Annotated in this window: 16 protein-coding genes and 1 pseudogene; 12 read left to right on the top strand and 5 right to left on the bottom strand. The window is 69.7% G+C overall.

Annotated features, from left to right (window positions below):
- Nucleotides 1-16 precede the first annotated feature (16 nt).
- Together ACZ6EG_RS12700 and ACZ6EG_RS12695 are read right to left on the bottom strand one after the other, a co-directional pair.
- Nucleotides 17-1756, bottom strand: a complete 1740-nt coding sequence (locus ACZ6EG_RS12700) for an alpha-glucosidase (RefSeq protein WP_391968438.1) — start codon at nt 1754-1756, stop codon at nt 17-19.
- Nucleotides 1757-1836: 80 nt separating this feature from the next.
- Nucleotides 1837-3018 (bottom strand): ROK family transcriptional regulator, encoded by a 1182-nt coding sequence (locus ACZ6EG_RS12695; protein WP_391968439.1) that lies wholly within the window; start codon nt 3016-3018, stop codon nt 1837-1839.
- Nucleotides 3019-3868: 850 nt separating this feature from the next.
- On the opposite strand from ACZ6EG_RS12695, the gene ACZ6EG_RS12690 reads away from it, so the two are divergent.
- The 3 genes from ACZ6EG_RS12690 (at nt 3869) to ACZ6EG_RS12680 (ending at nt 7504) form a co-directional block, all read left to right on the top strand.
- Nucleotides 3869-6205 (top strand): family 49 glycosyl hydrolase, encoded by a 2337-nt coding sequence (locus tag ACZ6EG_RS12690; RefSeq protein WP_469604058.1) that lies wholly within the window; start codon nt 3869-3871, stop codon nt 6203-6205.
- Nucleotides 6206-6310: 105 nt separating this feature from the next.
- Nucleotides 6311-6763 (top strand): DoxX family protein, encoded by a 453-nt coding sequence (locus ACZ6EG_RS12685; protein ID WP_391968441.1) that lies wholly within the window; start codon nt 6311-6313, stop codon nt 6761-6763.
- A gap of 84 nt (nt 6764-6847) precedes the next feature.
- Nucleotides 6848-7504 (top strand): lytic polysaccharide monooxygenase, encoded by a 657-nt coding sequence (locus tag ACZ6EG_RS12680; RefSeq protein ID WP_391968442.1) that lies wholly within the window; start codon nt 6848-6850, stop codon nt 7502-7504.
- A gap of 356 nt (nt 7505-7860) precedes the next feature.
- Here ACZ6EG_RS12680 and ACZ6EG_RS12675 read toward each other — a convergent pair whose 3' ends face one another.
- Nucleotides 7861-8688: an alpha/beta fold hydrolase gene (locus ACZ6EG_RS12675; RefSeq protein WP_391968443.1), complete on the bottom strand. Its 828-nt coding sequence runs from the start codon at nt 8686-8688 to the stop codon at nt 7861-7863.
- Between the two features lie 70 nt (nt 8689-8758).
- On the opposite strand from ACZ6EG_RS12675, the gene ACZ6EG_RS12670 reads away from it, so the two are divergent.
- Nucleotides 8759-9709, top strand: coding sequence for a GlxA family transcriptional regulator (locus ACZ6EG_RS12670; RefSeq protein WP_391968444.1), 951 nt, complete (start codon nt 8759-8761; stop codon nt 9707-9709).
- A 230-nt stretch (nt 9710-9939) separates the two neighbouring features.
- Here the strand turns inward: ACZ6EG_RS12670 and ACZ6EG_RS12665 are convergent.
- Nucleotides 9940-10247 (bottom strand): annotated as a pseudogene (locus ACZ6EG_RS12665) (transposase); the annotation flags it as partial.
- A gap of 83 nt (nt 10248-10330) precedes the next feature.
- Here ACZ6EG_RS12665 and ACZ6EG_RS12660 point away from each other — a divergent pair.
- Complete coding sequence (locus ACZ6EG_RS12660; protein WP_391968445.1) at nt 10331-10987, top strand: maleylpyruvate isomerase family mycothiol-dependent enzyme; 657 nt, start codon at nt 10331-10333, stop codon at nt 10985-10987.
- 81 nt (nt 10988-11068) lie between these two features.
- A complete protein-coding gene (locus ACZ6EG_RS12655; protein ID WP_469604053.1) occupies nt 11069-11803 on the top strand; it encodes a translation initiation factor IF-2 in 735 nt (244 codons plus the stop codon).
- Nucleotides 11804-11983: 180 nt separating this feature from the next.
- Here ACZ6EG_RS12655 and ACZ6EG_RS12650 read toward each other — a convergent pair whose 3' ends face one another.
- Entirely contained in the window at nt 11984-12961 is a 978-nt protein-coding gene (locus ACZ6EG_RS12650; RefSeq protein ID WP_469604332.1) for a LysR family transcriptional regulator, read from the bottom strand.
- Nucleotides 12962-13000: 39 nt separating this feature from the next.
- Here ACZ6EG_RS12650 and ACZ6EG_RS12645 point away from each other — a divergent pair, with 39 nt between their 5' ends.
- The 6 genes from ACZ6EG_RS12645 to ACZ6EG_RS12620 all read left to right on the top strand — a co-directional run bounded on the left by ACZ6EG_RS12645 (nt 13001) and on the right by ACZ6EG_RS12620 (nt 19105).
- The gene (locus tag ACZ6EG_RS12645) at nt 13001-13960 is read left to right on the top strand and encodes a serine hydrolase (RefSeq protein WP_391968447.1); all 960 of its coding nucleotides are present in this window, start codon (nt 13001-13003) and stop codon (nt 13958-13960) included.
- Between the two features lie 146 nt (nt 13961-14106).
- Nucleotides 14107-15072 (top strand): MBL fold metallo-hydrolase, encoded by a 966-nt coding sequence (locus ACZ6EG_RS12640; protein ID WP_391968710.1) that lies wholly within the window; start codon nt 14107-14109, stop codon nt 15070-15072.
- A 357-nt stretch (nt 15073-15429) separates the two neighbouring features.
- A complete protein-coding gene (locus tag ACZ6EG_RS12635; RefSeq protein WP_469604049.1) occupies nt 15430-16368 on the top strand; it encodes a MerR family transcriptional regulator in 939 nt (312 codons plus the stop codon).
- Nucleotides 16369-17283: 915 nt separating this feature from the next.
- The gene (locus tag ACZ6EG_RS12630) at nt 17284-17865 is read left to right on the top strand and encodes a hypothetical protein (protein ID WP_391968449.1); all 582 of its coding nucleotides are present in this window, start codon (nt 17284-17286) and stop codon (nt 17863-17865) included.
- Nucleotides 17866-18200: 335 nt separating this feature from the next.
- Nucleotides 18201-18434 carry a hypothetical protein gene (locus tag ACZ6EG_RS12625; RefSeq protein ID WP_469604046.1) on the top strand — a complete coding sequence of 78 codons (234 nt, stop codon included), beginning with the start codon at nt 18201-18203 and terminating at the stop codon, nt 18432-18434.
- Nucleotides 18431-19105, top strand: coding sequence for a precorrin-8X methylmutase (locus ACZ6EG_RS12620; RefSeq protein ID WP_391968451.1), 675 nt, complete (start codon nt 18431-18433; stop codon nt 19103-19105). Before ACZ6EG_RS12625 ends, ACZ6EG_RS12620 begins: the two co-directional genes overlap by 4 nt.
- Nucleotides 19106-19122 lie beyond the last annotated feature (17 nt).

Genomic DNA, 19122 nt, shown 5'->3' with positions numbered 1-19122 from the left:
CGACAGGGCGGGCGGCTCAGCTGGTGGTGCGGCGGCGGTGGACGCGGGCTTCCCACGGCTGCAGGGTGTGCGGCGTCGTGAGGATTCCGGTGGCGGGAACGTTGGCGATCAGGGTCTCGCTGTGCTCCCAGCCGTCGGGCAGGTCGACGGTGAGGTCGGTGCCGCTGAAGTTGGCCAGGACGAGGAGTTCGGTGCCCCGGTCCGCGTCGTGGCGGGTGAAGGCGTAGAGCTGTTCGTGGCCGGGGTGGACCATGTGGAAGTCGCCGTGGGTGAGGGCGGGCTCGGTGTGCCGCAGTGCGATCAGGCGCCGGTAATAGTGGAAGACCGAGTCGGGGTCGGCCTGCTGCGCTTTGGCGTTGACCTCGGTGTGGTCGGGGTTGACCGCGATCCACGGGGTGCCGGCGGTGAAGCCGGCGTGCTCGGTGGCGTCCCACTGCATGGGGGTGCGGGCGTTGTCCCGGCTGCGGTGCCGCAGCCCGTCGAGGACCCGCTGCTCGTCGGCGCCGAGGGCTATCTGATCGCGGTGGTGGTTGAGGGACTCGATGTCCCTGAAGTCGTCGATGACGGCGAAGGGCGCGTTGGCCATGGCGAGTTCCTCGCCCTGGTAGACGTACGGTGTGCCGCGGTGCAGGTGCAGGACGGTGGCCAGCAGCTTCGCCGAGCGGTCGCGGTGGAACGGTGAGTCGTCGCCGAAGCGGGAGACCACGCGCGGCTGGTCGTGGTTGTTCCAGTACAGGCTGTTCCAGCCGGTCCGGCCCAGGCCGGTCTGCCAGCGGCCCAGGCTGGCCTTGAGATCGGTCAGTTTCAGGGGCCGGACGTCGAACTTTCCGCCGGGGCCCTGGTCGAGACCGACGTGCTCGAACTGGAAGACCATGTCGAGTTCGCGGCGGGCGGGGTCGGTGAAGAGTTTGGCCTCCTCGACGGTGACGCCGGGCATCTCGCCGACGGTCAGCAGGCGCCGCGGGTGGTGGGCGAAGACCTCGCGGTGCATCTCGGCGAGGTAGTCGTGGATCCGGGGCCCGCACACGTAGTGCGGGCTGCCGTCGCCGTGGCGGGCGCCTTCGGCGACGATGCCGTCGGGCAGGGCCGGGTCCTTGGAGATCAGATTGATGACGTCCATGCGGAAGCCGTCCACCCCGCGCTCCAGCCACCAGCGCATCATCGCGTAGACGGCCTGGCGGACTTCGGGGTTGTCCCAGTTCAGGTCGGGCTGCTTGCGGGAGAACAGATGCAGGTAGTACTCGCCGCTGGCGACGTCGTAGGTCCAGGCGGGGCCGGAGAAGAAGGAGCCCCAGTTGTTGGGCTCGGCGCCGGGCGTGCCCGGTTCCTGGCCCTCGCGGGCGGGGCGCCAGATGTACCAGTCGCGCTTCGGCCCGCCTGGGCCGCCGTCGCGGGAGGCGGTGAACCAGGGGTGCTCGTCGCTGGTGTGGTTGACGACCAGGTCCATCACCAGCTTCATGCCGCGCTCGTGCACGGAGGCCAGCAGCCGGTCGAAGTCGGCGAGCGTGCCGAAGAGCGGGTCGATGTCCTGGTAGTCGCTGATGTCGTAGCCGTTGTCGTCGTGCGGTGAGGGGTAGACCGGGGAGAGCCACAGCACGTTCGCACCGAGCTCGGAGAGGTAGTCCAGGCGCTCGGTGATCCCCTGCAGATCTCCGATGCCGTCCGCGTTCGAGTCGGCGAAGGAGCGCGGATAGATCTGGTAGACGACCGCCTTGCTCCACCAGGAATCGGCGGGGCTGGCTACGTTTTCGGGCACGTCAAACCTCATCGTGTGTGATCGGCTACGTAAAGTGATGGCAGGGAGGGGCAGGGGCCTTGGTGACGGCCGGCGACGGGTCAGGAGATGGCCGCACCCACCGCGTCACGGATGACGAGGCAGGCCGCGCCTCTGGCCCACAGGTCGTGGCGGACGGGGTCGACGTGGACGTCGCAGTCGCGGGCAGCGGTGGAAAAGGCGTGGGCTTCCAGCGCCTGTGATGCCGCTGGACCGAAGAGGTCGTGGGCGACCGCCCCTTCTCCGGCGATGATGATCTTTTGCAGGTTCAGCAGGTTGCACATGCCGGCCAGTCCCCGCCCCAGGGCGGCTCCTGCTTCGGCGAACGCGGAGCGGGCGACCGACTGGGCGGACCCGCCGGATGAGCGGGCGAGGTCGATGGCTTCGGAGATCGTGGAGCAGGGGACACCGGCGTCCTGCAGGTGGCGCAGGACCGCCCGGTCACTGGCGAGAGCTTCCAGGCAGCCGCGGCGGCCGCAGCTGCACATCGGGCCCGCGGGATCGAGGGGCAGATGGCCGAGTTCTCCGGCGAGGCCGGTGGCACCGGAAAACAGAGTTCCGTCAAGCAGGAGGCCGCAGCCGATGCCGGGGCCGACCGTGACGACGGCGAACGAGTCGACGTCGCGTCCCTGCCCGAACCAGCGTTCCGCGACGACCAGGGTGTTGACGTCGTTGTTCACGACGACCGGCAGACCGGTCGCTTCCCGCAGCGGGCCGGCCACGTCGACCTTGTCCCAGTCGAGCAGGGCCGAGTAGCGGCAGATGCCGGCGCCCGAGTCGACGTGACCGCTGACCCCGACGCCCAGCCCCAGCACCCTGTCCGCCGCTTCGGGCGCCTCGGAAAGGAGCCTGCTGGTCAGGGCTGCAGCGGCGGACAGGGCAGTCTCGGGCGTGCAGTCGGCGATCGGTTCCTCGGCGCGGGCCAGGACGTTGGCTGCCATGTCGGTGACCACTCCGGAAACCTGCGCGGGACCGATCTTCGTGCCGACGACAACGTGTTTGTCCGGATTGACGTGGAGCATCTTCTGCGGCCGGCCCCGCCCCTGAGGGGCAGCGTCCGATTCGCGCAGGTAGTCGTGCTCCAGGAGCGGGGGGAGCATCCGGGTCACGCTCGAGGGCACCAGGCCCAGGCGCTGGGCGAGCTGGGTACGCGAGATGGGACCCGCGGTGAGGACAGTCGCGAAGATCTCTGCCCGGGTCTGCTCACCGACAAGTTCCGAGAAACGGATCTTGGACGGGCTCATCACGCGCGCCTCCAGAGGTGTAGTCGGTCAGGGGCCGGCCGGTCTGGTCCGATTCCATCGAACCCGATGCGGTGCGTGCCGTCCCCATGACGCCGAAACGGTGGCAGGACGAGGGGCGGAGAAATCATCGTGCCCGCCCCCCCTTCCTTCCCGACACCAGTGCGGCGGCGTCGACCGGCTCGGCATGACGGGAGTCTGTCTCCTCGGTTTTCGTGCGTCAAGGAAGAAAACAGCGCGTTACATAACCGTGATCGGTATCTCTTGCGAGCCCAGCCGGGTAAGAAGTCCCATTTTGGAGCCTAGACGTGGCCCCGAAGGGGGCCGGACGTCAACCAATCTTGTTGATTTCGTTGACACGGGGAAGAAATGACGGGACGTTATCCGGCGACCGCAGCGCGCCGGGCTCAACAGCCGGCGCTTACGCGACACCCCCGTGCCTCGTTGTCGGCGCAAACGGGCCCGGAGCACGGGTGGCGCCCGCCGGCCCGAAGGGGACGGTGAACCGAAGCCCCGACCCCACGGATGAACCCGGGCGCACGCACCACCCGCTCTCACCGGCTGAAGGGAGGAATGTTGCACTGGCCCGGTCGCCGTTTCGCAACGAAGTCACGACTGCCGATCCGTCAGGCCACGGGCCGACCACGCCCACGTAGCCCGGACGGGCCAGGGAAACACAGAAGCCGCCCCACCCCACACCTGCACGAACCCACCAGTGGCCGGTCGGCCACGCTTCCCCTCTGACGTGCGTGGTCTCGCTGTCTCGCGAGCCCGATCGAGCCGCCCGCCGATCCCCCGGGGACGGTGCGGAGCCGCCGGTGGGTCCCCTGTAGCCAAGGAGAAGGACATCAGCATGCCTGCAGCAGCACTGAGACGACTGGCGGCGATCGCCGTCGGTCTGGCGCTGGCACTGGCCTCGGTCATCGTGCCCGTCACCGCGGCCGCCGCCGGGACGCCCCCGACCGGTCCCGCCCCCGACACAAGGACCGTTCCGGCGGCTGAGCCGACACCCGCCGACAGCACCGCTCTGAAGACCTGGTGGCACGACAACTACGAGTTCAACACCACCAGCCCGGTGGCGAACGACAAAGTGCGGCGGTCGTCGTTCTACGACGTGAAGGTCGCCACCGCAGCGGCCCCCACGACGAAGTACGACTCCTTCGCCTACATGAGCATCCCGCGCAGCGGCAAGGGCAAGATCGGCTACACCAAGGAGGACGGGGCCGAGTTCTCCTCGTCCGCGAACCTCACCATGAGCTGGTCGTCCTTCCAGTACACCACCGACGTGTGGGTCGACGTCTCCCTGCGCACCGGCCAGACGATCTCCTCGGCCGACCAGGTCAAGATCAAGCCGAGCAGCCTGAACTTCGCCAAGGAACTGGTCAACAGCAACACCGTGCGCGTCAAGGTGCCCTACGACGCCAAGGGCCACCGGTTCTCCGTCGAGTTCGACCCGCAGCTGTACACGGCCTACAACGACATGTCCGGCCCGGCGAACGACGCCGGCAAGCTCACCGACCAGGGCGGCGGCGGCAACCGGGCCATCCACACCGAGCCCCGCAACTCCATGCTGGTCTTCGCCGAGCCGGCCCCGACCGGAGCGGAGAAGGACCGGCTGGTCCCGACCGCGGCCTCGGGGAGCATCCACTACCCGCAGCAGGGCCAGGTCACCAACCTGAACACGATCGCTGAGGAGATCGTGTACTTCCGGCCCGGCACCTACTACATGACCTCCAAGTACCACGCGCTGCTGCCCAAGCAGGTCAAGTGGGTCTACCTGGCCCCCGGCGCGTACGTGAAGGGCGCCATCCGGTTCCCCGACGACAGCCAGGGCCTGTACAAGGTGACCGGCCAGGGCGTGCTCTCCGGTGAGCAGTACGTCTACGAGGCGGACACCAACAACAACTACGACCACCTCTCCGGCGCCTCCAACTGCCACTCCAGCTGCGTGAAGATGCTGCAGTTCGCCTCCGCGCAGGGCCGCCAGCAGCACCTGGACCTGCAGGGCGTGACCATCAACGAGCCGCCGTACCACTCCTTCGTCGTCTACGGCGACGAGCAGACGTTCAGCATGCGGGTCGACAACTACAAGCAGGTCGGCTCCTGGTACTGGCAGACCGACGGCATCGAGCTCTACCGCGGCAGCACCATGAAGAACACGTTCTTCAACGCCAACGACGACGTGCTGAAGATGTACCACAGCGACGTCAGCATCGATAACACCGTCATCTGGAAGAACGAGAACGGCCCCGTCATCCAGTGGGGCTGGACCCCGCGCAACATCGACAACGTCCGCGTGAGCAACACCCACGTCATCCACAACCGCATGTACTGGAAGGACGTCAAGTACAACACCTGCGTCCTCAACTCCTCCTCGCACTGGGAGGACATGGGCTCGACCGCCAAGGCCGACCCGGGAGCGTGGGTGAAGAACATGACCTTCGAGAACATCACCGTCGAGGGCATGACCAACTGCGCCATCCGCGTCTTCGCCCTGTCCAGCACCGAGAACATCCACGTCAAGAACCTCAAGATCGGCGCGTGGAACCAGCTGGACCCGTCCTCCCAGGTCAGCCTCCTCAAGCGGTACAGCAACAGCGCCGGGCAGAAAGTGACCCTCGGCAACGAGACGCGTGACAGCCGTGGCCTGAAGCTGGAGAATTACACCGTCGGTGGCACCGTCATCCAGAAGTCCGGCAGCAACTGGGCCGCCGACAAGCTCGGCCGGATCGGCTTCGACGCCGAGAACTGGGACAACTGGAACGCCTGGGGTCCCGGCGGCGACAACCCCGGCCCCGACCCGGTCACCGGCGGCAACATCGTCAACGGTGCGACCTCCAAGTGCGTCGACCGCGCCGGCGGTTCCATCGCCAACGGCACCGCCGTCCAGCAGTGGTCTTGCGCCGACGTGGCCTCGATGAGCTGGGCGCTCGACGGGCAGCAGCTGAGGTCCGGCGGCAAGTGCCTGGACGTCGAAGGCGGCGACACAGCCAATGGCACCAAGGCGCACCTGTGGGACTGCGGCGGCTGGGACAGCCAGAAGTGGGCCTTCCAGGCCAACGGAACCCTGAAGAACCTCAAGTCCGGACGCTGCCTGGACCTCGAAGGCCAGAGCACCGCCGACGGCGCCCGCCTGCACCTGTGGGACTGCGGCACCTGGGCCAGCCAGAGGTGGACCCTCACCTCCTGACCCACCCCGGTGGCCGCCGGCGATCCGCCGCGGCCGGCGGCCACCGCCCCTCGATCCGCTGCGGAAGCCTCCATCCCCTGCTCGCCGCTGAGAAAGGGCATCACCGTGGAGACACCCACCAAGTACCAGGGCCCAGTGCTGGGCCTGTTCCGGATCGTGCTCGGACTGCTATTCGCCTGCCACGGAGCGGCAACGCTCTTCGACGTGCTCGGCGGGCCGCACGGGCAGCCCCCCAGCACCGGCCAGTGGCCCGGATGGTGGGCGGCGGTGATCCAGCTGATCGGGGGCGCCCTCGTCCTGCTCGGCCTGGGCACCCGGCCTGCCGCCATCGTGTGCTCGGGCTCCATGGCCTACGCCTACTTCGTCCACCACCAGAGCGACGGTCTGTTCCCCCTGGAGAACGGCGGCGAGCAGGCGGTCCTGTTCTGCTGGGCCTTCCTGCTCATCGCCGTCCTCGGCCCCGGCCGGTGGTCCGCGACCGAGCTGCTCACCCTCTCCGCCCATCACCGGCAGCCCATGCGAACGCGAAAGGAGGTGAGCGACACGCGCAGCATCTGATGCCACACAACAGCATGTCATGAGCACGTAAATCGCGAGTCGTGTTGACCCGTGATCTCCTGACGCACACGGAGGAAGCGCACAATGAACCGCGTACCCGCAACCGCGGCCGGCCGCACCGCACTGGGCGCCGCCGTACTGGCCACCAGCCTGCTCGGCGTGCTCGCCCAAGCGCCGACGGCCGCCGCACACGGCACGGTCATCACCCCCGAGACCCGCAACTACGGCTGCCTGCAGCGCTGGGGCTACAGCGAGCCCAACGAGTCCCAGGACCCCATGTGCTACCGCACCTACCACGAGAACCCGAACGCCATCGGCGCGTGGAAGGCCGTCTACGCCAACAACACCGGCGACAACTACCAGCAGGTCATCCCCGACGGCCAGATCTGCAGCGCCGGCGGCCAGGGCGAGACGAACTACCGGCCGCTGGACCGCCCCGGTCCGTGGAAGATGACCGACATCGGCTCCCACTTCACCGTCGACCTCTACGACGAGGCACGGCACGGTGCGGACTGGCTCGAGGTCTACGTCACCAAGCAGGGCTTCAACCCCGAGTACGAGCTGATCGGGTGGGACGATCTGGAGCTGGTGAAGAAGACCGGCCGCTACCCCTACCAGGCGCACTACGTCACCGACGTCAGTACGTCGGGCTACAGCGGGCGGCACGTCGTGGTGACCGTCTGGAAGGCTTCCCACATGGACCAGAAGTACTTCCTGTGCAGCGACGTCAACTTCAACTGACGTCAGCCGGACGCAGTTGAACAAGTCCCACGGCACACCGGCCCCGCGAGGCTTCCACCTCGCGGGGCCTTCCCCCCTCGCCCACCCACCGGCTCGGCTGCCGCATCCTGGACGCCGACTGCGGTCCGGGCCTCTCCTTGTCCGAACTGGTCGCCCGCGGTGCCCAGACAGCGCGCCGTGCGGGACGGCAACAACCACAGCCCTCAGTGCCGCTGGGAGTGGGCCACATAGACGATCACGCCAAGGGCGGTGACGACCTAACCAGGGCCATGATTGCTCTGTGCCCGGGCCCTGCCCCTCGCATCGCCTGCTCCACGGTTCGCCTTCCTCAACCGTGGTGCGAACGCACGCGATCTCTACGCCGTGAGGAAGTCGACGAGCGCCCGGCCGATCTGGCCGGGCGCGTTCTCCGTGGGGATGTGGTCCGCGTCCGGGATGCGCACGAGCGTGGTGTGCGGAATCTCCGAGGCGAATCGCTCGGCGTACTCCACCCTCTCGTGCATGTCGTCCTCGCCCCAGATCAGCAACTTGGGGGTCGTGGAGCACCGTAGTGCCGGGATCAGTTCCAGGGTGTAGCGGTGGTGGGCCGCGCCCGCCAGGGCCGTCCAGGAGCGGCGGACCCGCGCTTCGGTCCACGGATTCACGTACTCCGCGACCCGCTGCTCGGTGGCGGCACCGGCAAGTGACCGCGTCACCGCCTGTCGGCGGGCGTCCAGCACGTCGTCGGCGGTGGTCCCCGGGTCTTGGAAGCGGGCCACGTGGGGCGCCGGCCAGGAGTCGTAGAGGACCGAGTTGACCAAGGCCAACCGGGGCACGTCCAGACGGTCGTGGACGAGGAGATGCTGGGCAATCGCGCCGCCGATGTCATGACCCGCCACGGCGATCGGCCCGGAAAGCGCCGCCGCTGAGGCGAATCGTGTCACCCAGGCCGCAAGGGCCGGGACCGTGGCCGCCTCCGGGGTGAGTTCGCCGCCCGAGCGCCCAAGCCCGGGAAGATCGACGGCGAGGGGTCGCAGCCCACCCGCCGCGAGGTGGTCGAGCACCGGGAGCCAGACCCGGCTCCAGTACGTTCCGTGCAGCAGCAACACGGCAGGACCTTCCTGCTCCACGGTCAGGTAGCTGGCCGTTTCGCCGTCCACGTGGACCGTGGCCCTGAACACTCCCGTTTCGGTGGTCGCTCTCATGGGACCACTGTGCCCGGGGTCGGCCTTCCGGCCGAGAGTCTGGAAAGACACCTGTGGGTACATTCCTGCCATGAGCCTGCATCGAGTGGTGGCCCTGGTCAACCCGCCCCAGTCCCCCTTCGAGCTCGCCTGCGCCGCCGAGGTGTTCGGCGCGGTCCCGCAGGACATGCCGGCCCACTACACCTTCCGGGTCTGTGCCGAGCGGCCCGGCCCTCTGCCGACCACCGTCGGCTTCACGATGCTCGTCGACGCCGGGCTGACGGCCCTCCAGGAGGCGGACACCGTGGTCGTCCCCGGCTGGCAGCCCCCCGGCACACCGGTGCCGCCGACCGTCACCGACGCGCTGCGGGCCGCCCACCGGCGAGGAGCGAGGATCGTCGCCATCTGCACGGGGGCGTTCGTCCTGGCCCGAGCCGGACTGCTCGACGGACGCAGCGCCACGACCCACTGGCGCCGCGCCGCTCAGCTGGCCGCCGCTTTCCCCCAGGTGCGGGTGGATCCGGACGTTCTCTTCGTGGACCACGGCGACGTGGCGACCAGCGCCGGAACCGGCGCGGGCATCGACCTGTGCCTGCATCTGGTGCGTTCCGACCACGGCGCGGCCTACGCCGCCCAGATCGCCCGGAACATGGTCCTGCCCCCGCACCGGGACGGCAGCCAACGCCAGTATGCGACGGAGCCCGCACCGGCCAGGGCGGACGACTCCTTGGCGCCGCTGCTCGACTGGGCCACCTCCCGGCTCCACACCCGGCTGACCCTCACCTGCCTCGCCGAACACGCCGGCCTGTCCACTCGGACCCTCGCCCGGCGGTTCACCGAGCAGCTCGGTACCAGCCCTGGACAGTGGCTGCTCGGTCGGCGCCTCGACGCGGCCCGGGTGCTGCTGGAGCAGACCGACCTGCCGGTCGAAGTCATCGCCACGCGGGTCGGACTCGCCTCGGCGGTCAACCTGCGCCGCCGTTTCCGGGCTCATACCGGCACCACACCCGGCGCCTACCGGCGGATCTTCAGTGAGACCTGATGGCCGATCCGCAAGTCCGCAGGGACGTCGTAGGCTGAGAAGGCACCGCCACCGCGCCGGCCCGGCCGAGCGCAGGTCCACAGCCAGGCTGTGCTCGGTTTCGGGCATACGAGTCGATGCTCCGGCAGTGCGTGTGCAGCCGGGATGTATCACCCTGCACGGGTGACACCCCGTCACGGGAGGCGGTGGGAGCGCCCAGCCCCGAGGGGTGAGCCGGTGGCCGGAGGAGCCCACGGCGACGCGTCGACGGCCAGGACCAGACGCCCGTCCGGGAAGCGGGGCAGCGACAGGCCGGCCCGCGACGACCGCAGCCGGTCGGTATCGATCCGGGCCTGGTCGAGGCCGTCGTACATCGCACCGTGTCCACGGCTGTGTTCGGACAGGAGCGTCAGCTCGACTGCCGAGTGCACCGCGCCGGGCGCACACAGCACCGCGTCCGCCGGCCGAACAGCTCGTCACCACGTCTGGTCGGACACGCGTGCACCTCGTCCCGGAAGCGTGACGCTTCCCCTACCGCGGCTTGGGACTTCTCCGACACTGGGCCCGTCAGTGGGTGCAGTCGATGAGTTCGGGCGGCGACAGGAGTCTGATGGAGGAAACTTGATCTCCGGAGGCTGCCCTATGGCTGAACCACACGTTCTGGAAACTCGGAAAGCTCTGGAAAGGGCGATCCACGTCGAGAGGTTGGCACTCGCTGAAGACCTCGCCCAGCTCAGCGAGGCCCAGTGGGCGAAAGCATCACTGTGTGAACGCTGGACCGTGGAGGAGGTCGTGGCCCATCTGACGGCAGGTGCCAGCACGAGGATGTGGCGCTGGCTGCTGAGCATGCTGGCCGCGCGGTTCGACTCCGATCTGCACAACGACCGACGGCTCGCCCAGCACCGTGGTGCTACACCTGAAGAGACCTTGCGACGATTTCGCGACGTTGTCGCCGGGCCCTCCGGACCGACAGGACATACTGCGGCCTGGCTGGGTGAGATAGTCGTCCACAGCGAGGACATCCGCCGGCCATTGGGTCTTGTGCGGACACCCCCAGTGGCAACGACGACCGCCGTGGCCCGCTTCTTCGCCAGCCGCGATTTCACCGTCGCGAGCAACACGGCAATCGCGGGCTTGCGGGTCGAGGCCACGGATGGACCGTTCACCACCGGCTCGGGGAATCTGCTCCGAGGGCCCACCCTCTCACTGGTGATGGGGATGGCAGGCCGCGCGGCGGCCTGCGAGGACCTCGAGGGGGACGGTGCGGCAGTCCTGCGCGCCCGACTGCGCTCAGGTTAGGAACAAGCTGAGTACGATCACCCAACCGGTCCGAGTACGCGAGCGGCTGCCCGTCACGCGCGGCGTCGGAAGGGTGGGACCATGCGCCGACTACTGCTTCTCACCCCGCTGTTGCTGCTCACTGTCGGCTGCGGCGTGGTGCAGTCCTCCGAGGACGAGGCGACGGATGTCGCGCGAGAGGTGGCCACGAAGGCGGGCAAGCTGCTGCGCAGTCAGCGCCCCCGCACGGCGGAGGAGGTCGGCCGCTCCGCCACGGGTATCGACGGTGTGGAGGTACTGCGGGTGACGGGTACCTCCACACACGACGGGGACGGCGTCGACGTGATCGTCCGTACGTCCGGCTCGGCGTACAGCGAGTGGTTCGACGTCCAGGAGGTCGTCGTTCGGCGCTGCTTCGCCGTGCGGGTCTCTCCCAAGTCCCGGTGGGGTGAGGCTCCCCGCGACGTGGACTGCCCCGATGGCCCTCCGCTGTCCTTCGCGCCGCCACCCGAGCCACCCCGGCTGCCTTTCGAGCAGCTCCGCGCGTCGCTCCCCCGCGTGCCGGAGGGCGGCCGGGTGGACGAGGCCGGGGTGCGCCGTACGATCGCCGCCCTCGACCTGGATCCGGCGATCCGCACCGAGGTAGACGCGGACGGCGGGCGGGTGGGCATTCTCCTGTCGGTCCAGGGCAGCCACTTCGACCCGCAGGACTGCCTCCTCGCCCGCGTGGAACCCGGTGCCACCGAGGTGTGGATGCCGCCTCGCATCCAGCGGATGCCCGGAGAGGGCGGCTGCACGGTCGGCAACGCCCTGCACCCGCTACCACCACCGCACTGAGCGGATGCCCGGCTGCACCGAGGATCTCCGGACCCTTCCTTGCGGCCTCTGCGGCGTCCCCCCTCACCTCCACCGGCATGCGTGCACCAGAGAGGCGCAGGAAGCCGGCAGACCGCATCGCGCCGACACCGGAAGGGTGCGGGGAAGGCAGCCGCCGGTCGTCTTCGGAGTCGAGACCGCCTACCCGCGCGATGTCGCCTCGTCATACACCACCGCCCAGGGGCGGGGCGGCTCGGCATCCGCGGGCGCGTCGTCGTGGCGGTGCAGGATCGCCGGGCGATCGCGGGCGAGTACGTCGGCTGCGAGTTCGGCGAAGTGCGGGGCGGCCGGGTGGGAGGATCGGTCGGCGGGCCAGACTCCGCTGGTCCGCTGGGTGAGGGGTCGGCCCGCCAGCGGCCGCCAGACGACGCGGGGCTCCTTGCCGGCCACCGGCCCCTGGTCGAAGGCGATGCCGTGCCCCGCGGTGACGAGGGCCAGCAGGAGTTCGGGGCGCGAGGCATGCCGCAGTCCGGTGGGCACGAAGCCCCCGGCCCGGCATGTGTCCAGAATCCGGTCGTACCAGCCGGGGGCCTGCGCACGTGGAAGGAGCACGAGGTCGTGACCGGTCAACTCGGCGAGCGCGACCTCCGGCAGCCGGGCCAGGGGTGAGACACGGGGCAGGACGACGCCGAGTTCCACGCGCACCTCCGGACCGAGACGGAGGCCGGTGACGTCCACGGGGTGGTGGACGAGGCCGACGTCGAGCTCGCCGGTCGCGATCAGTCGCAGTTGCTCGTCGGTGGTGATCTCCTGGAGATCGACGGACATGCCCGGATAGTGTTCCGCACATGCGCCGAGCAGCAGCGCCAGCGTGGCAACCGTCGTGCCGGGGGGCACGCCCGCGCGCAAGGTGCCCGCATCGCCCTCCCCGGCGCGGCGGGCCAGCGTCCGCAACCGTTGTTCGCCGAGCAGGAGTTCACGGGCTTCCTCCAGCAGCACTGCGCCCGCGGGTGTCAGTTTGACCTGCCGGCGCGACCGGTCGAACAGCTCGGCGCCGAGGTCCTTCTCCAGCCTGCGCACCGCCTGACTGAGGGGTGGCTGGGCCATACCGAGCTGGTCGGCGGCCCGGCTGAAATGCAGCTCTTCGGCGACAGCGACAAAGATGCGCAGGTGGCGCAAGAGATCCACAGTCAGGGACTGTACGTGAGGGGCTGAGTGATGGTCGAGGATCAGATCCGTGAGGTCTTCGCGGAGGCGGGAGCCGAGGGGGTGCTGCACGCGGTACCCATCGGTGGGGCGCCGGGCTGTGAGGAGGCGACGAGCGGCAGGTGTTCGGTGGGCGACACGGCGGCCGTGGGTGAGTGGGCGGCATCCGACGAGGTCGCCGTCGGCGCCGACGAGCCCGTCGTGATCGCCTCGATCTTCAAGGTGTTGCTGGTCCTGGAGTTCGCGCGCCAGGTCGCCGCCGGTCAGCTCGACCCCCGTGCGCGGGTCCGGGTCACGGCAGCGGACCGGCTCGGGGGCTGGGGTACGGCCGGCTGTGCGGACGATGTCGAGCTGTCCTTGCGCGACCTGGCTCTCTTCGCGATCTCGGTGAGCGACAACTCGGCGGCGGACCTGTTGCTGGCGCAGGTCGGTCTGGACACGGTACGGCTCCTGGCCGAGGAGCTCCGCCTCGACCGGACCAGGATCGTGGGCGGTCCTCGCGATGTGCTGCAGTCGATGCTCAGCGAGGTCGGCGCACGCGACGAGAGCGAGTTCGCCCTCCGCTACCCGGCGCTCCCCAAGGAGCGCAAGAGACGGATGAGCGTGCTGGATCCCTCGCGGACCAACGCCAGCACACCCCGCGAGGTCACCCGGCTGCTGCGCCTCATCTGGCGTGACGAGGCGGGCCCACCGCAAGCCTGCGCGCAGGTACGAGAGCTGATGTCCCGCCAGGTGTTCCGGCACCGGCTGGTGTCGGGATTCCCGGACGAGGCGACGGTCGCGGCGAAGACCGGCACCCTTCCCGGCCTGCACATGGAGGCGGGGGTCGTCCGGTATCCCGACGGCGGCCGCTACGCGGTCTCCGTCTTCGCCCGCACGAGGGAACTCGCCGCATCGCGTACGGCCGTCGACGCGGCGATCGGCACAGCGGCTCGGATCGCTGTCGACTTTCTCCGCCGCCACCATCGATGACCTGGCCCCATACAGGAATGCATATGAGACCGCGGGAGAATCGATCTTGGACTGTGGCGGATGTCTCCTGATCTCCTGACCGCATGAGCGACGACACAGACGCACCCCGCCCGAAGCGGCGCCTCCAGGGTTTCGGCCGGCGCACGGTGCTGCGCGGCGCCGCGTTCGGCGCGGCCGCCCCGCTTATCGCCTCCCCCGCCCACGCCACCGCCACCGCCACGACCCGCACAACCTCGCGGACTGGTTCGACTTCCTTCCGCTGGCTGGGCACGTCCGGCTGGCGCATCGACGTCGAGGGGCGGACCGTGCTCTTCGACCCGTACCTCACCCGGTTCAAGACGGGCCTGTTCGACGGAGGCTTCGAGCCGGGTACGAAGCTGAGTTCCGACCCTCAACGGGTGCGGAAGCACGTCGGCCGCCCCGAGATCGTCCTGGTCAGCCACTCCCACTGGGACCACATCGCCGACGTGCCGTACATCGCGAAGGCCACCGGTGCCCAGGTCGTCGGCACGGAGACGACGTTCCACCTGCTGGTCGCGTTCGGCGTCGACCCCGGGCAGATCTCGGTGGTCAAGGGTGGCGAGGTGCTGGACTTCGACGGAATCACGGTCCAGGTGGTGTCGAGCCTGCACAGCCGCAACAAGCGGCACACCTACTTCGCTCCGGGAACCCTGCACGCGCCACCGCCGACAGTTCCCCGTACCATCTCCGACCTGCCGGAGGGCGACACGCTCGCCTTCCAGGTGACGGCCGGCAGTGGCGCGCCCTCGGCCTTCCTGATGGGTGCCAGCGACTTCTCCGAGCGAGCGGTCCAAGGACTCGGCCCCGATCTCGCAATGATCGCGGTGCCGTCCAGCAAGTCGACGTCCCGCTATGCGTCCCGGCTGCTGCGAGCACTCGGGCAGCCCGGCGTCGTCGTACCCGTCCACTGGGACAACTTCGAGACGCCCCTGAGCCAACCACCGCGCCGTGACCCGGCGATGGACCTGGACGCCTTCGTCGCGCTGGTCCGCCAGGAGTCCCCGGGGAGCCGGATCGTTGTCCCGGACTACCACACCACCTACGGCGCAGACATGCGGCCGAAGCCGCGCCCCCGCACCGAAGAGCGGTGATCTCCAATAGCGGTGATCACCAACTGCCGCAAGACGATCTCCCCTGCCCTGCAGTCCGCTCAGAACCGGGCGCCGGAGCCGGCTGACGGGGTCACCTGCGCCGAGGACTTCCCCGCGACCTGGCGGTGAGTCGACCGACGGTGCCGGGTTCAGCCGGCCAGTCGTACCGTCTGGGCGCGTCATGGTGACGCCATGTTCTTGTCGGAGTTCCTGTTCACCCGAGTCGTCGAAGTCGCTGTCCACGGCCTCGACCCGGCTGACGCACTCGGACGCGAGCCGCTGGCCGTTTGTGAGGATCCGACTGTCGCGAGTTCACGAGCTTGAGTCTCCAGCAGGGGGAGACCGGAAGGTGGGGACATGAACGGCCACACGCTCTACTCGATCGGCGAGCTGGCCCGGCGGACTGGTACCACGGTGAAGACCATCCGGTTCTACTCCGACTGCGGACTCGTTCCGCCCGCCGACCGCAGCCCGGCCGGCTACCGCCTCTACGACGACGACGCCGTCGCCCGCCTGAATCTGGTGCGGACCCTGCGCGACCTCGGGCTGGACCTTGCAGCCGTCCGGCAGGTCATGGACCGGGGACGCGCGCTGTCGGAGGTCGCCGCGGTACATGCCGACGCGTTGGACGTGCAGATCCGCATCCTGCGGATGCGCCGTGCGGTGCTGACCGCCGTGGCGGAACGCGAGGCCACCCTTGAGGAGACCCATCTGATGCACGAACTGGCGAAGCTCTCCGAAGCCGAACGCCGGCAGCTGGTCGACGACTTCCTCGACGCAGCCTTCGGCGGTGTGGGCAGCGGCTCCGTGTTCACGGGAGTCATGCGCTCGATGACTCCGGAACTGCCGGACAACCCCGACACGGAGCAGATCCAGGCGTGGGTGGAACTGGCCGAGCTGACGCAGGACCCGGACTTTCGCGCCCTCGTACGGCACCTGGTCCGGGAGCAGACGGCCGGGCTCGACCAGGGCAGTCCACCCGCTCTGCACCGCGACTTGGCTGCGATCGTCCGTGACCAGGTCACGCCGGTCGTGGCAGCGGGTGTCGAACCAGCCTCGCCCCAGGCCGATCCGACCGTCGCGGCGCTCATGAACCGCTGCGCGCATCTCCTCGGCCACCGCGACGATGCCGAGTCGCGCCGGCAGCTCCTGGCCCGGCTGGGACGCATGAACGACCCTCGCAGAGAGCGGTACGGCTCGCTGCTCGCGGTGATCAACGGCTGGCCCGGTCCGGAGAGTTTGCGACCGGTGCTCGACTGGACCGTCGATGCTCTGCGGGCTCGGACACAGGGATGACGGGGCGGCTGCGGGGCGGCATGGACCAGCCATCGCCAAGGGCGGGGCAAGACTCCGCTGCGCGTGACCCGGCAGTGAGCCCTTCCGTCGTACTCAGGGCTGCCGCGACGCCGACGGCTCCCGCTCTTGTCCTTCGCCCCTGGTGCGCGGAAGACGTTGCCGCGCTGGTTGAGGTGTACCGGGACGCCGAGCTGCGGCGTTGGACGAGCTCTCGAATGGAGAGCGATGACGATGGACTCAGATGGGTGCGGGATCAGGAGCAGGATGGGCAGCAGGCGACAGGTTTGCCTTCGCAGTCCTTGAGACGGCCGTTGACGCGGCGCCGCTTCGGTTGGTGGGCAACGTGGTGCTCAAGGAAGTCGCATCCGGCAAGCCTTCCGCAGGGGTCGGTTCCTCTCGACGGTCATGTGCACATGCGGCGCGCAGCTGCCGACGTCCGTGCCTCCACTGGTCGGATGCAGTGCGGGCAGGGCGTGGGAGACGTTCCCCATGTCGGTGGAGGCGATGACCTCGCCCCGGCGGTCCACGGGGTCGCGGCCCAGGGCTTGAAGCGGAGCCGGCGCCGTGTCCGAGGACGAACACCGACCGGTTCGGGAAGGTCTCCCGCTCCTGCGCGGCCGATGTCAGGGCCGGCACCGCCGGGCCGCTGAGGGCGGGCGGGCCGGTAGGCCCCCCGAGGTCGCCGGGCGGCACTCCGAGGGCCTCGTCGTCCGTCGGGCGCGCGGGGTTCACACGGTGGTCGTCTCCTTCGCCCCGTCCACGCGCTCACACACCCTTGTCCGCCGGACCGTGCGGCAGCAACCTGACCGGAGAAGTCCCGCGCGGCATCGTGTCCCGCCCACTGCCCGACGTGCTCCACCGCCGCGCCGCACCCCTCCATGACCTTCACCTTCACCCGCCCGGAGAGGAACCACCATGTCTCATCCCTTACGTGTACGGAGCCTGCCCCGGACGGCGACGGTGCTGACGGCGCTCTGCCTGCTGTTCGGCACCTTGCTGGCGGCGTCGCCGGTACACGCCTCCGCCCGGCAGGCCGGCGGTCTCCTGGACGTCACCTGCACTCCTCCCAGCAGCGCGGTCTCCAGTTACAACCCGCCGCTGAGCAACACGCCGCAGACCTCCCAGTCCACGGTCTCCTACCAGCTGGGGCCCTGCGTATCGTTGTCGCGGCCGGACGTCACATCCGGGTCGTCCGTCGTCGTCAACCCGCCGCGGCAACGCACCTGCCTCGACCTCCTGGCCGGCGGAAGCATGACGCTGATCATCACCTGGAACACCGGAGAGACCAGCACCGTAACCGCGAACTTCAACACCACCGTGGTGGGCGCGCTGCTGCAGGTGATCATCACCGGCACCGTCACGTCCGGGCTGTTCCAGGGCGACGCCGTGGTGCTGAACCAGACCGGCCCCGCGACCCAGGTCCTGCAATGCACGTTGGGCCTGGGCACGGTCTCCAGCATTTACAGCACGGTGCTCCTGGAGATCACTTCGCTCTGACGCCGCGGTCTCCACACGCGGCCCGGGCCGCCCGCGGGACGCGCCGGCTCGGGTCCGCGTTCGGCGGAGGCCCGGGGCTCCCGGATGCCGGGCGCTGGTCGCCGCACGCCTCTCGGACGCCGCCGCCCTCCTCACCTCGACGGACCGGCCCGCACGCACGATCCGGCTGACCGGCGAGGTGCGTGAGCAGGCCGAGGCCATGCGACTGCCCACGCTCGGCACCCCTCCCCCTGCCTGGACATGCAGCAGGACAGGAGTGCCTCGGGCGGCACGGTAAGGGTCAGAGCGAGAGGGCAGCGCATACACCCGGTGTGACGGTCGGTATGCTCGCCGCCGTGTCCACACCTGCCGCGCCTTCATCACCCCAGGCCACGAGGGCTCCACGGGACCCCGACGACGCCTGCCCGGGGACGCCGCGGCCGCACGCGGCCGACGACGGCGCCCCGGCCCGGGTCCGCGTGCCCGGCGGTGCCCCCACCGTCCGGCGGGCGCGCGCCCTCGCGGAGGAGACCGCCACCCGGCCAAGCGGCCACCACCTCGCCACCGTCCTGGCGGCGATCACCTCATGACCCGTACGACGACGACCGAGAGCAGCGAGATCAGCATCGTGACCCCCTACGACTACGAGAAGGACGGCGCGGCCATCTACCGCCAGTCCTTCGCGACCATCCGTGCGGAGACGGACCTCGCGGCGTTGCCCGCGGGCGTCAGCCAGGTGGCGGTCCGGATGATCCACGCCTGCGGCATGGTCGACCTCGTGCGTGACCTCTCCTACACCCCCGCGGTGGTGGCGCGCGCCCGGGAGGCCCTGCGCGCCGGTGCGCCCGTCCTCTGCGACGTCCAGATGGTGGCCAGCGGCGTCACGCGCAGGCGGCTGCCCGCGGACAACGAGGTGCTGTGCACCCTGTCCGACCCGGCCGTCCCCGACCTGGCGGCGAGGCTCGGCACCACGCGGAGCGCCGCCGCGCTGGAGTTGTGGCGCGACCGGCTGGAGGGGGCCGTGGTCGCCATCGGCAACGCGCCCACCGCGCTCTTCCGGCTGCTGGAGATGATCGAGGAGGGGGCGCCCCGGCCGGCCGCCGTCATCGGTGTACCGGTCGGCTTCGTCGGTGCGGCCGAGTCGAAGGACGCCCTGGCCGCCCATCCCTCCGGCCTGGAGCACCTGATCGTCAGGGGCCGTCGCGGGGGCAGCGCCATCGCCGCCGCCGCGGTCAACGCGATCGCGAGCGAGGAGGAGTGAGCGGCGAGCTGTGCTGC

The organism is Streptomyces sp. NPDC041968 (assembly GCF_055589025.1).
Note: the sequence above shows the minus strand (reverse complement) of the source record. Positions and strands in the feature narration are given on the sequence as shown.

Excerpts from the sequence above, each read along its gene's own strand:
- ACZ6EG_RS12680 (WP_391968442.1), top strand. The coding sequence starts at position 6,848 with ATGAACCGCGTACCCGCAACCGCGGCCGGCCGCACCGCACTGGGCGCC.
- ACZ6EG_RS12675 (WP_391968443.1), bottom strand. The coding sequence starts at position 8,688 with ATGAGAGCGACCACCGAAACGGGAGTGTTCAGGGCCACGGTCCACGTG.
- ACZ6EG_RS12690 (WP_469604058.1), top strand. The coding sequence starts at position 3,869 with ATGCCTGCAGCAGCACTGAGACGACTGGCGGCGATCGCCGTCGGTCTG.
- ACZ6EG_RS12655 (WP_469604053.1), top strand. The coding sequence starts at position 11,069 with ATGCGCCGACTACTGCTTCTCACCCCGCTGTTGCTGCTCACTGTCGGC.
- ACZ6EG_RS12695 (WP_391968439.1), bottom strand. The coding sequence starts at position 3,018 with ATGAGCCCGTCCAAGATCCGTTTCTCGGAACTTGTCGGTGAGCAGACC.
- ACZ6EG_RS12630 (WP_391968449.1), top strand. The coding sequence starts at position 17,284 with ATGTCTCATCCCTTACGTGTACGGAGCCTGCCCCGGACGGCGACGGTG.
- ACZ6EG_RS12670 (WP_391968444.1), top strand. The coding sequence starts at position 8,759 with ATGAGCCTGCATCGAGTGGTGGCCCTGGTCAACCCGCCCCAGTCCCCC.
- ACZ6EG_RS12660 (WP_391968445.1), top strand. The coding sequence starts at position 10,331 with ATGGCTGAACCACACGTTCTGGAAACTCGGAAAGCTCTGGAAAGGGCG.
- ACZ6EG_RS12645 (WP_391968447.1), top strand. The coding sequence starts at position 13,001 with ATGGTCGAGGATCAGATCCGTGAGGTCTTCGCGGAGGCGGGAGCCGAG.
- ACZ6EG_RS12635 (WP_469604049.1), top strand. The coding sequence starts at position 15,430 with ATGAACGGCCACACGCTCTACTCGATCGGCGAGCTGGCCCGGCGGACT.
- ACZ6EG_RS12620 (WP_391968451.1), top strand. The coding sequence starts at position 18,431 with ATGACCCGTACGACGACGACCGAGAGCAGCGAGATCAGCATCGTGACC.